The following is a 12,653-nucleotide window of genomic DNA, read 5'->3' as shown; positions in this document are numbered from 1 at the left end:
CTGCTAGAACTATAGTACAACCCATGAGGAAGGAAATAAATCATTCACTTTTATTTTCTTATGTCGGAACCATTTTCGAGGTGCAATTACCACTTTATTAGGATTGCTGTTTAACCAAGCTCCCCACCAGCTAAAGGTGCTATTAGCCATAATATTATGCTTGCAACGGCTCATTAGAATTAGTTCTTCATAGTCAAATAATCCCAATTCACGTCCAATGTACATTGCATTCGGCAATGGCAAGTTTTCCTTCGTCCATGTAATATCGTCCGAAAAGACTACATACTGTGGTTCCTTTACTAATCCTGTCATCTTTTCAATAGCGGCTTGATAGTATTCCCAAGAGCAAGTCCCATGCATAGCATTGGCTTTGGGATTAGAAACATAGTCTCCGCGTCGCACATGAATACTGACACTATTCTCAGGAAGGCTGCGGCTTATTGCAATGAGCTCTTCGCGTTCTTTAGGAATGGTTAGTTCACGCCGTAGATCATCCTCTATGGCACTGAAGTACTTATAGCTTTGCCAATACCCGTCCAACGTAATATTTTTCTTGCACAAGCCGCGTTCAAAAACAGTGCTGTCATAGTGATATTTTTTTTCAAAAAATAAACCGAACCACATTTCCAGCTTATCCGTATGCCTCGAGATGCGCTTTAAAATCGGCTCATACCATGCTTTAGGGCGGTCTTTTCTTGACAGCTCGATATTGTATTGGCAAACACTAGCCTCAAAGCCAGGCTTAATTTTCTGTTCGTACCATGATAAATCAAATGCCGCCGTTTCAGAATAATGCTTAGCCATTGCTCTCCCCAAAGCATACTGAAACATTTGGTTGCCTAACCCGCCATAAATTCTAACACAGAACATTCTACCCCTCGCTATCTTCTCTAAAACGCCAAGTCCAACCTTCCCATATATACTTGTATTGATACTGCGGCACATGTGTCTTAGAAAGTTCCTTCTGAATAGTTTCCATGTCTTTATCGGAAGAAGGCGAAACTTCATGAAACTGAACTTGGATATTTTCTATTTTCGAAATAAACCCTGTCTCAATTAATCGAGATAAAACCTCATATTCGCCGCCTTCAATATTTATCTTCATTAAATTAATTTTTTCAATTTTATGTTCTAACAAAAACTCAGCTATATCTACCACTTCAATAACCTGATACTTATTACCTTTGCGATAAATGGAAGAACCATCTTGGCTCAATTGAATATGTTCTTTACGAGAACGCCCACCAAGCGCCACCTCAAATACTTCAATTTTATCATTCCGCACAAATCGCTTGCGAATATTTTCAGCAAACTCTCCTACTGGCTCAAAAATCAAGATTCGACAATTATACCGAGAATAAATATCAGAGGCCCATTGCCCTTTATACCCGCCTACATCAAACACTACTGAATTAGGCTCCAGATCGTAGTCTAAACGCAAAGAATTGTCACCATCGATTAAGTTCCATTCGTATAATGCTTTATCTTGTATCGATGGCTTTAAAAAAGCCTTTGCTTTTCGGCAAGCTCGATATAGTATATTTAACACTGTTTACAGCTCCTATCTCACTTCCAGAATTTATCCTTCTTCCCCCATATGTAGCAAACCTGCTCATTCCAGTTAGGCTGCCAATAGACATCTTGAACGATAAATCCATTATCTTCAATTAGCTTCACCAGTTCTAAAAAAGTAGGATGCCAGATATGATGATCCTTATACTTATCAATGCCAATACAATTTAGTCCCATTTTAATTACGTCTTTAGCAACTTCTTTAAAGGTCACCTTTCCAGTACGCCCACCTTTTACAGTAAGTCCGACTAAAATATTACCATCATCTTTTAGCACTCTATATGCTTCTAACATCGCCATATCCGGGACATGGAAGTGATCAATTACAGATCGCATATGAACCCAATCAAATTGTTCATTAGTGAATGGAAGAAATTCCGCCATGCCACATATAAAATTCAACGGTCTTTCTAAACAAGTATACGCTTTTCTTTTGTTGGAAGTTACTTCATCTAAACACGACATACTAGGATCTATTGATATAAATTTAGTATCATCACTTAAAAATTGCCTGACCGTTCCAACTCCCCCGCCAACGTCCAAGATAGTTCCGCTTAAATGAAAGTGCTCGTATGTCGGACGATCATGATTAATTTCACTAATGAAATAGTTATAATCCCGTTCATTTCTCTCAATGTTTTCATACCCATCTTGTCCACAATCCCATTGGGAAAACCCTAACGAATTTTTAAAAAACACTCTGGCATCAAGAATCCCATTTGCATTTTTGAAGATTTCGCTGTTAGCATGCTTCTTCAAAATAGGATCTGCCAATATGTCCAAAACCCACTTTTCCAACTTAACCATCAATGCCAGCTCCTTCAGATAAGATTAACAAAAAATTTCCCTCTGTTTCAATTTTATTTATATTTCCGCTATTCGTCCCTTGTTACTATCTTCTTTATTTTTCACTCTAATATATATATAACCATCAACCACATTGCTATACAAATTCCGACTCCAATAGCACCCTTTATTCCTCCAAAATATCCAACGATAAAATCTAGACCTACACCAAAAAGTGATGTGATGATTTTTACTTTTCTTACCTCTCTTTGATTTCATTGTTGAAATACAACTGCATATATTTTAACATCTGCATTGGAAGCAATCCAACTTAAAGCCTACCGATCTCAAGATTGTTGAACCCACGAAAATATCCCCCAATTCGCAATTGGAATAGAAAATTCTTTTATTTTTTCCGAAACCGGAATTTGGCTATTTTCTATAATTTTTATATAGATACACTTCTTCAACGCAATATATTGCGATATTATTACACTTTTCGCGCAAGATAGTGTCAAGGAATGTTCTCAAAAACCATCGCACTTCGAAATAGCTAAGCGCTTTTACTCAACTGTTGTTGAATTTCGTTGATAAGCATAGGATTTATATAAGAACGCCCACTAGACCAGTCCTCGCTATATTCGATAAGATAGCTGGTCACTAGGCGAATGTAGGAATCCATACTTGGGAAAATGCCTACAACTTTAGTGCGACGGCGTATTTCCCTGTTTATCCGTTCCAGAAGATTGGTGGATGCAATTTTGCGAGCGTCATTTTGCCGGAAATTGAAGAATTGAAGGGTTTCTTCTAACCCTTCTTCCAAAGTGGCAATGGCTTGCGGATATTTGCTTTCATACTCGTTCATGAGCCAATCTACATATTTTGTAGCGCTGTCATAGTCCGGTTGGAGCCAAATCTGTTTTAGCTTTTCTGCAAAGTATTTCTTATCTCTACTGGAAACACACCCTAAAATATTACGCATAAAATGAACCTTGCATCGTTGCCAGGAGCAGCCGACAAAGGACTCGCGAGCCGCTTTGACCAATCCCTTATGAGCGTCGGATACCACTCAGACAAACCTTCTTTATGCCACGTTCTTTGAGGGTTTCAAATAGTTTAGTGTAATTAGCAGTTGACTCTTCATACATCGGTTCGCCAGCTAAAATGTCACGCTTGCCTTCTTTATTGATGCCTGTTTCTACCAAGACAGCCCTGTTTTTAACTGCGCGATTATCGCGGATCCGCTCGTAAAGAGCATCGACCCAAAGAACTGGATATGTGTTTTCCAGCTTACGCTGCCGAAATGCCTCCAAAAGAATTAACAATGTAAGAAGACCTCAAAACATCCTGATTTGATATAAAGGGCAAATAAAGACATTATGAAGTAGTTATATCAAACCGAAAATCGATATTGCAAGAGAATGGCTTCTGAACTCCGCATGCACTCGAATGTTATAGTGATATCCTCTATTCTACAAGAAAGATGCACATGAGCTATACTTTTTATGAAGTCCGCCTATCAGACTTCATTTTACAATCCACAAAGAAAAGCCCACTTATAATATAAACAAATATACTACTATAGTTATTTTCCCAGATACCGTGCACGAAATTTCTTCGCTATACGCAAAATTATGTTGTTTTCAGGAATATGTTCGCTTACATCAACAAAATTTCCATATACTTTCCCTGAATACTTTTTTGCAATCCCGTATGGCAATTGGCTTTTTGACATTGCAATATAATCCCCTGAATAAGACGTCACAATATAAGTCAAATATTTTGTAGTTTTTAATGTCTCTATTTCCGTTTCATAATCTTCGAATTTCACAAAATCTTCTTCGGCAACAAAGAAACAATTAGTATCTGTCATTGAAACTAACCGATATCCTTTTTCCTCTGCAATTCTCACTAATGCCGATGCAGAACACCCCATATTATTTTCCTTTTCTGGATATAAGTCAATCTCTGCCGGAATAGTTGGATTATATTCACATACAATTACAGCTGGGCGCATCTTATCAAGGCTAGCTAATACATAATAGTCGTTTGAATCTATGTCAATCGACAATAGGTCTATTTTTTCTAAATTAATATTACTATTTCGTAAAATCGACTCAATCGAATCATTTTTATCACACCCTACAAAAGCATTAATGCATGTACAACCATATTTTTTTGTGTTTTCAACAAGCTGATGATATTTTTTACGATCAGCTTCGATTAAAATACCCTGCCATTCATTTGTCCACAAATTAGCAGTATTTGATAAATGAAAACCGTCCCATGCTCCAAATTCGACACAAACTTTATTCTTAGCCCCTATTATTTCAAATATTTTATTTATAATTCCGTCCTCTCCGAATTGTGAGTAGGTATTAAAACTATACTTAGACAAATGTTCCTTGTTCATTATTTACAGCCCCTCTTTCATCATCAATACTAGTAATTTTATCAAGTCAACAAAATTTCTTTTCCTCTATTATTAACTCCCTTTTCACCATTTTAAATCGCATTTCTTTTTGCGGACTGGAAGAATGGCTAGTAAAATACTAGCTAGGAGATGTCCTAGGAGGTGTCCAATGAAACGCAAAAAATTTGATACAGAATAAATAAAGACCTTGTAAAGTTATACCTGAATAGAAGCCGGAGCTGTGAAAGTTAAGCTAACGAGATAGGTATCCATTCAAATTCAATTTGCAAATGGATTTGAATATATAATACCGATCCAGAGCAAGCCCTTCCGGGTTCAGAAATTCTGAAGCAGGATGAAGACGAGTTGAGAAAGGCCAATCGCCGCATCCACGAATTGGAATATGAGATCGCTATTTTAAGGCAGGCAGCGGTGTACTTCGTAAAGAACAGTCGGTATTATATATGATATGCGTTTTAAATTTGCTGTGCTGGAAGTACGCCGCGCTCAAGGAGTTTCAATAAGCGGTTATTCTACCTGGGTAAAAGCTGACTGCCCCCAACCGCATGCCAATGATACTGTGCTGGTGACGACTATTCGTAAAATTGAGCGTGAAAACGATGGGAACCATGGGGTTCAAAAAGTGTATGAAGAACTCCGGAAAGAAAGAAAGAAAGAAAGAAAGAAACATCTCCATATGAGCGCAGCAAGGTTCAGCGGATTACACCTAAAAACGGGATTAGAGCACAGATAAAAAGCAAATTCAAACCGCAAAAACCCAAAGCAGCTACTACTACTTCAAAAACCTTCCTTAATTTGCTGAATCAAACCTTTGACGTTACAAGAGTTAATAAGGTATGGTTGATATGTCAAAGCAAGTGGTAAATGGTCGCATGTGGCAGCCGTATTGGACTTAGCGTAGCAAAAAAACAGATGGTTTGACTACAACACCCTACGTCCAGTTTGGCCTGCCAGAAGATTAAAATATCGCTGATGAAGGACAAATTGGCCCAAGACTTAATTCACTATTCTGTTCAGGATCGCCAATATACATCCAACGAATATATGGAATCCTTTTCCGATTGCTCAAAAGAGCGCACGTCAAAAAACGCTCTTTTTCGTAGATCAACCAAACGGCCATGATTATTGGGAGTTGTATATAATACACGCAGACGACATAGCACGATAGGAGGCATTGCTCCGATAAAGTATGGGATTCGGAGAAATCAGCCACTTATAATGTGTCCGCGTAATCCAATACGTTCCAACGAGCTTCTCTTTCCAATTTACTCTCTTTTTACATTATCTTCTTGATTCATTCATTCTGTCTCCAGAATCTAAGATTCAGCATTATACCAGATCTTAAGAATCGAAGATGGTATAAGAGTGCTATAATTCCGCCCTTCATTGCAATAGGAAATACTGAAAAAAAGTATGGAATGGGGTTGAGAAAACGCCCATTCATCGGCTTAATCTTATATGTCCCTTGCACACCTGCAAAATACTTTGGAGAAGATCGCTCCGTTTTAGCTCCATATTCTGCAATCACTTGCAACACAAATGCACAATCACCCCAATCAAAACTCAATTTATTCATAGCTTTTCGAGCTGCCTCGGTCAAAAACAATCCATATATCATCGACGGGCACAGCTCTCTTAAAAAGGTAGAAATATCCATCGCAATGTCCCCACCCGTAAACACAGGAACATCAATCACTTCTTCGTTGAATGTATTCAGCTCTTTAACCGCATAACTAGAAAAAAACACTCCTTTGTTTTCAATTCGCGACAAATAATATTCCACACAATCTAAAGTCCTATCGTCATCATCAGCGGTCCACATAAAATATTTCCCAGTTGCCTTTTTTAATACAAATTGAAAATTGGCATAAGCTCCTATATTTATATTTTGCCTATAATACTGTATTCGCGAATCTTCACTCGAGTATTTTTTTATCACATCCAACACTCGTTCATCGGAAGAATTATTGTCAGAAATAATAATTTCAATATTCTTGTATGTTTGCTGAAGTAATGAAATCAATGCTCTTTCTAATCTTTCTGGCCGATTAAAAGTTGGAACTCCAATACTAACAAGCGGCGGATTCTTATGCACATCTATTTCCATCTTCAAATCACTCCTTCTTTCGAATTATTAGTAACTTTTTCATCACATCTCTTGCTTCTGGCAATACAGCCCCACCAAGTGCCAGTGAGCTCCCCCCCATAATAACTATTATAGCTATACTAACCTCCCATGTCTCTAACATAGGGTTCGGCAATAAAAATCTTCCCAGTCCGCCTAGAGCGAACATACACAGAAGCGCCGGCAATACATCCTTCCAATACCATGAAGCCAATTCTCCTGACAATAGTTTTCTATGCATTATTGGCAAGGTACAAAAAACATAGAAAAGATTCAGAATTAGCCATGCTCCAGCAGCACCTAGTGCCCCTTTCCAAAGTGCAAAAAAATAAATCGCAGGCACCAAAAAGCACACTGCTACTAAATTTACAATGAGTGTAAACGATGTCCACCCATAGGCCAATTGTGTCAAATAAGGTATATACATTAATCCATTAAACAAGTTGCCAAGTGCAAGAATAGACAGTATTGGAGCAACCGCATTTGCTATTTCTGTATTTTGCGTCCAAACAAGCAAGAAATGATCACTAAAAAAAACTAACACCATAACAACAGGAAGAATAATAAAGACTAATAACTGTGTGTACATATGATAGGTTTTCTTTACTTCTTCATATTCTCCACGAGCAACAGCTTCTGCAATACGTGGCGAAACAGCGGCAGCAACAGGTGTAAGAATGTAATGTATCCCGCCAGCGCTAATGCCGGCTAATGTATAGTATCCAAACTCGGTCAACGATAACCATTTTGAAAGCAACACTTTATCCGTCTGCGCCAACAACATTGCCGAAAATGTTATTCCTATTACACCACCCGCAAAAGAAGCAACTGATCGCAACGACATCCAGCTAAATTTGTCTGTAGTATCATTCGGCGGCAAACTACGATATAAAACGGCTCTTAAAGCCCATGCTTCAATGATGCTAACAACACTTTGAAAAACAAAAAAAGCTTCTATAGTAGGAGAAATCCAAATTAGTACTCCTAAAACGCCAGCTCCTTTTACTGTTGAAAAAAACAAAACATAGTAATTGTAGATCACTTGTTTTTGCAGTCCCAATATTCCGCTGCGATATAACCCTCCTAACCATCGAACAGCAAGCAATACACCAGAAAGTGAAAGAGCTTGACTTACTGTACTAATCGGCAATGAATCTACGTGCAACCAATTGACAGAAAGCCACTCGGATAAAGCAACTACAATTGCTGCAAGACATACAGCAATAACCATATAAACTCGTTCGATCGAGCATAATAGGTTTCTTATATCGCAAACACTATAACGACCTCCACAAAACCGAGCCATTTCACGATTCAATGTTTGTGAAAGCCCCATATCCAATAATACAGCCCAAGCCTGCAGTAATGCAAAAATTCCTATCAAGCCATATGCTTCTATCCCCAAATACTTTATATATAAAGGAATAAAGGCCATTCCCATTACTGCAGACCAGACACTTCCAACAAGATTTGACCTAATATTCTTATGAATTTTATTCACAATACACTCCCAAGATATTTACTCCTAATCCTTACTCTAAATTCCCAATATAAGGCTCTGCTTAGGGAACACCAAATTGTTGGCAGCATGAGCCGGAGAGGAAATCCCTACGATAATGCACCGATGGAATCCTTTTTCCGGTTGCTCAATGCAAAACACATCAAGAAACGATCTTTTTCGTCGATTAGCCAAGCGGTTATAAGTATTGGGAGTTGGATGGATTACTATAATACACGCAGACGACATAGCGCATTAGGAGGCATTTCTCCGTTAATGTATGAGATTCGGAGAAATCAGCCGTTTAATGTGTCCGCGTAATCCAATACGGTCCACTACGCCTTTACAAATCCCACAAATTAATATTACACTTATTCCTGCAATCGTCGATTTGTATCATTTCTTCTATTTCAGAATGATAGTTAGGATTCATTAATATAATTTCATTTACCCCCATCGCTAAAGCATCTTGTAAGCTAACAATAATATGCCCTGTTCCCGAAATAAAACTGCTCTGCTTTTTAGGATTAATATCAATAACAGCCTCTATATACTCCATATTGGGATCTAATAAATTTACAAAAGTAACCCCTTTCGCTCCAGCTCCCCATATTGCAACCTTCTTCTCCTTTGATTTCCAAAACGAAAGTTTTTCTTTCCATTGTCCAAGCAACTTGTCTTGGTTCATTTTATATTGCTTAGCTAACTCAAAAAGCCCTGTTTCTTTGAGTTCGAATGTTTGGATCGACTCAAATTTATCTTCCCTAAAATATACTGCCTCAAGCCACAAATACTGTCCTTCAAATACTTCACAGATTTTTAAAACTTCAAATCCTTGTTTCAAAAACAATTCCTTTAACGTTTGTTTAGAAAAATAAGAACAATGCTCATAAAAAAAATCTGTAATAACTTGATTTCTAAGAATCCATTCAACAGCTGGAGTTTCAAAAAAAAGTCGAACGCTTTTCCCTATCTCGCATGTTCTCTTTACATTTTCCAAAAAAGAAACAGGGTCTTCGATATGTTCAATAACATGCCTGCAAATTATTATATCTACAGGATACTCTCGAGAGTTCATTTCGCTGTAATATTCCGAAATAAAAACAATTCTATTATAGCCTGTTTTCTCTTCCGCTACGTTTTTATGGGCAGGATCAAAGCCAAAAAATCTAACATTTGGATTACTAATTTCTTTGCTTAACGCTTTTAAGAATGCACCTTGTCCGCAGCCGATCTCCAAAATTCTTTCATCACCAGTAACTCTCTCAGAGACATCTTCAGCCAGTCCCATAATATGTGAAACAAATTCCGGCGAATAATTTTGAGAATTCTCGTAACTAGTGTTGTATCTTAAACGTTCAGTCTCATAACTCGCGTTAAATATAAAATTGCATTGCATACATAAACATATTTCTAAATCCCCACGGTCCACACACCTTGCTTCCTCCCGCGTCTTAAATGGTACGTTTTGGTATATCGGAACATTGGACATCGAAACAATATTATACAGATCTCTTCCACAGCAACTAGGACATATTTCATTTACTAATTTCATTAGCTTTCCACCACGCAATCATTTCATCAATGCCTTGCTCTAAAGAATAATTTAACCCAAACCCCAATTCACTATTTAGCCGTGTTATATCGGCAACAACATTTTTATAATTTACAATTTCACTAAAAAAATCACACTCGTATTCCTCTATATTTAACTTGTTTATTACCATCTCAATGATATTTTGAATTTTCACTGGTTTACCTGATCCGATATTTATATTTCCTTCAACTGAACTAAAAAGTAACCTTGCAAGTGCTTCTGCAGCGTCCTTAACATATATATAATCAACCTCACGCTTTGGTTGTCTGCAGGCTACTTTGCCTTCTTTGCAAAGTTTCTCTATCGTACTAGTAATAAGCTTATTTCCCCCCTCATTAGGACCATATACATAAAATAACCGTCCCCATGCAGCGCTAACACCGAATTTATTGCAATAATAATGCAACAAATTTGAATATGTTAGTTTACAATATCCATATAGAGTGTCCGGAATACATGGTGATAGCCCCTCTATTAATATCGAATTATCCCATAAATATTCGGCGCAAGTACCTATACCTACAACACGTTTTCCTCCAAACTCCACAAAGTTTTTTAATAAGCCAATACTCGCACTTAACCATTCTAAATTATTACTTGATTCCCAATACTGTGAACCAGCAACATCCCATGCGCCATGTAATAAATAGGCCGCACGCAAGTCTTTCAATTCCTCCACAACTTTATCCATAGATAATAAGTCTATATTATGCCACACAACTGACTGATATGAACTACTTTCCGGTGTTTGATATTTTTTCCGAGAAAACACATGTATTTCTTTATCTTGAGAAGACAATTTATCTAAAATATACTTCCCAATAAATCCTGTGCCTCCAGTTACGATTACACGTTCTCTCAAAAACAAAACACACCTTTCACTATTTCTGATAGCATTCCTTATCTTTTTTCGAAATAACAATTGGTTTCAACGGCCATGAAATAGAAACTCCCTCATCGTTCCAGTATATCGTTTGTGCTGCTTCTGGATGATAAAATTCGCTTATCTGGTAGAAAACCATCGTCTCATTTTCTAAGGTTTGAAAGCCATGCGCCACTCCAGCCGGAATGTACAGCATTTTCCGATTAGAGCTAGTCAACTCAACTGCTTCCCATTTGCCAAAAGCAGGAGAACTATCTCTCACGTCCAAAATCACATCATAAATGGCTCCTGTAGTACACGAAACCAACTTTATCTCTTCATAAGGAGCTTTTTGAAAATGCATGCCCCTCAGCGTTCCACGTTTCGCATTAAAAGAGATACTGTTTTGAACAAACCTTGAACACAGACCTTTTTCTTCGAACTCCTTCGCACACCAGGTTCTTGCAAAAAAGCCTCGTTCATCTGCGATAGGCTCCGGCTCTACAATAAATGCTCCAGGTATGCTGGTTTCCGTTATGCGCATCAGATCACCTCAACATGCGGAATTGGTACGATGAATTTTCCACCCCAAGAGCGAATCCCTTCCATCTGTTTAACGATTTCCTCTTTTAAATTCCAGGGGAGAATCAGTACATAGTCCGGTTTTGTTGCTTTGATTTTATCCGGTGAAAAAACAGGAATTCTTGTTCCTGGCAAAAACCGTCCTTGCTTGTACGGATTTCGATCTACGGTATACTCCAAAAAGTCAGTTCTCACTCCGCAATAGTTTAACAACGTATTTCCCTTGGCAGGCGCCCCATATCCTACAATACATTTGCCTTGACTCTTTAAAGAAATCAGCAGGTGCAACAATTCTCGCTTTGATGCACAAACTTCCTCACCAAAATTTTTATATGTTCCCAGCAAATCAATGCCGGCTTTCTGCTCTTGAACTTTCATCAGACTTACACGCGCATTTATTTCATGACTCAGAGAATTTTTCTTGGTCGCAAAAATTCTTAGTGATCCGCCATGGGTCTGCAGTTCTTCTACATCGAATATTTTCAATCCATGCGCTGCAAATACTTTTTCTACCGTATAAAAGGATAAATACGAAAAATGCTCGTGATAAATCGTGTCAAACTGCCGCTGCTTTATCAGTTGCAGCAAATGAGGAAACTCCATGGTAATAACCCCATCGTCCGCAAGTAAAATTTCCATTCCGGCGACAAAATCATTAATGTCTGGTACATGCGCTAATACGTTGTTGCCTAAAAGTACATCTGCCTGTTTGCCTTTTGCTTTTAGCTTCCTGGCTAATGCACGTCCAAAAAAGCCAACATGGGAATCAATCCCCTTGGCAATTGCCTCTTTAGCAACATTCTGGGCTGGTTCAATTCCCAATACCGAAAATCCATCATTCTTAAAGTACTGGAGTAAGTACCCGTCATTGCTTGCAATCTCGACAATTTGACTTTCCCGTTTTAACGAGAATCTTCTTTGCATCATTTGCGTGTACTCTTTGGCATGGGCCAACCACGATTCCGAATAAGAACTGAAGTAAGCATAATCGCTAAAAATAGCTTCCGGGCTTGCAAATTCTTCGAGTTGCACTAAAAAGCACTCACTACATACATAGGTTTTTAATGGATAAAAGGTTTCTCCATTTACCAGTTCTTCTTGTTTAATATATGCATTAGACAATGGAGACATCCCTAAGTCAACAAAAGTCTGTTGCAATTTACTCCCACAAAAACGGCATTTTTTCTCTTTCATATT

General features: G+C 38.0%; 12 protein-coding genes and 1 pseudogene. 2 read left to right on the top strand and 11 right to left on the bottom strand.

Going from position 1 to position 12,653, the window contains the following annotated elements; translation table 11 throughout:
• Positions 1-9: 9 nt before the first annotated feature.
• The 5 genes and pseudogenes from C508_RS18115 to C508_RS0107620 form a co-directional block, all read right to left on the bottom strand.
• A complete protein-coding gene (locus tag C508_RS18115; protein WP_245553721.1) occupies positions 10-831 on the bottom strand; it encodes an alpha-1,2-fucosyltransferase in 822 nt (273 codons plus the stop codon).
• Positions 832-871: 40 nt separating this feature from the next.
• Complete coding sequence (locus C508_RS0107635; RefSeq protein ID WP_018702958.1) at positions 872-1,549, bottom strand: FkbM family methyltransferase; 678 nt, start codon at positions 1,547-1,549, stop codon at positions 872-874.
• A 17-nt stretch (positions 1,550-1,566) separates the two neighbouring features.
• Positions 1,567-2,379, bottom strand: coding sequence for a class I SAM-dependent methyltransferase (locus tag C508_RS19435; protein WP_018702957.1), 813 nt, complete (start codon positions 2,377-2,379; stop codon positions 1,567-1,569).
• Between the two features lie 532 nt (positions 2,380-2,911).
• Positions 2,912-3,671, bottom strand: a pseudogene (locus tag C508_RS18105) (IS256 family transposase); the annotation flags it as partial.
• A 272-nt stretch (positions 3,672-3,943) separates the two neighbouring features.
• Positions 3,944-4,771, bottom strand: a complete 828-nt coding sequence (locus C508_RS0107620; RefSeq protein ID WP_018702956.1) for a class I SAM-dependent methyltransferase — start codon at positions 4,769-4,771, stop codon at positions 3,944-3,946.
• Positions 4,772-5,240: 469 nt separating this feature from the next.
• On the opposite strand from C508_RS0107620, the gene C508_RS20285 reads away from it, so the two are divergent.
• Positions 5,241-5,525, top strand: a complete 285-nt coding sequence (locus C508_RS20285) for a hypothetical protein (protein WP_156817592.1) — start codon at positions 5,241-5,243, stop codon at positions 5,523-5,525.
• A gap of 561 nt (positions 5,526-6,086) precedes the next feature.
• Here C508_RS20285 and C508_RS19430 read toward each other — a convergent pair.
• Positions 6,087-6,899 (bottom strand): glycosyltransferase family 2 protein, encoded by an 813-nt coding sequence (locus C508_RS19430; RefSeq protein ID WP_018702955.1) that lies wholly within the window; start codon positions 6,897-6,899, stop codon positions 6,087-6,089.
• 7 nt (positions 6,900-6,906) lie between these two features.
• Positions 6,907-8,418: an MATE family efflux transporter gene (locus C508_RS18095; RefSeq protein WP_018702954.1), complete on the bottom strand. Its 1,512-nt coding sequence runs from the start codon at positions 8,416-8,418 to the stop codon at positions 6,907-6,909.
• Here C508_RS18095 and C508_RS20915 point away from each other — a divergent pair.
• Complete coding sequence (locus C508_RS20915; protein WP_071595778.1) at positions 8,404-8,736, top strand: integrase core domain-containing protein; 333 nt, start codon at positions 8,404-8,406, stop codon at positions 8,734-8,736. The genes C508_RS18095 and C508_RS20915 overlap by 15 nt on opposite strands.
• A gap of 22 nt (positions 8,737-8,758) precedes the next feature.
• Here the strand turns inward: C508_RS20915 and C508_RS18090 are convergent, their stop codons facing one another.
• The 4 genes from C508_RS18090 to C508_RS0107590 form a co-directional block, all read right to left on the bottom strand.
• Entirely contained in the window at positions 8,759-9,847 is a 1,089-nt protein-coding gene (locus C508_RS18090) for a class I SAM-dependent methyltransferase (protein WP_018702953.1), read from the bottom strand.
• A gap of 106 nt (positions 9,848-9,953) precedes the next feature.
• Entirely contained in the window at positions 9,954-10,874 is a 921-nt protein-coding gene (locus C508_RS0107600) for an NAD-dependent epimerase/dehydratase family protein (protein WP_018702952.1), read from the bottom strand.
• Positions 10,875-10,893: 19 nt separating this feature from the next.
• Positions 10,894-11,418 (bottom strand): dTDP-4-dehydrorhamnose 3,5-epimerase, encoded by a 525-nt coding sequence (gene rfbC / locus C508_RS0107595; RefSeq protein WP_018702951.1) that lies wholly within the window; start codon positions 11,416-11,418, stop codon positions 10,894-10,896.
• On the bottom strand, positions 11,418-12,650 hold the full coding sequence (locus C508_RS0107590) for a class I SAM-dependent methyltransferase (RefSeq protein ID WP_018702950.1): 1,233 nt from the start codon (positions 12,648-12,650) through the stop codon (positions 11,418-11,420). Before C508_RS0107590 ends, rfbC begins: the two co-directional genes overlap by 1 nt.
• Positions 12,651-12,653: the final 3 nt, after the last annotated feature.

The sequence above is a fragment of the Anaeromusa acidaminophila DSM 3853 genome (genome assembly GCF_000374545.1).
Classification (GTDB): Bacteria; Bacillota; Negativicutes; order Anaeromusales; family Anaeromusaceae; genus Anaeromusa; species Anaeromusa acidaminophila.
This window is presented reverse-complemented; position numbering and strand designations above follow the sequence as displayed.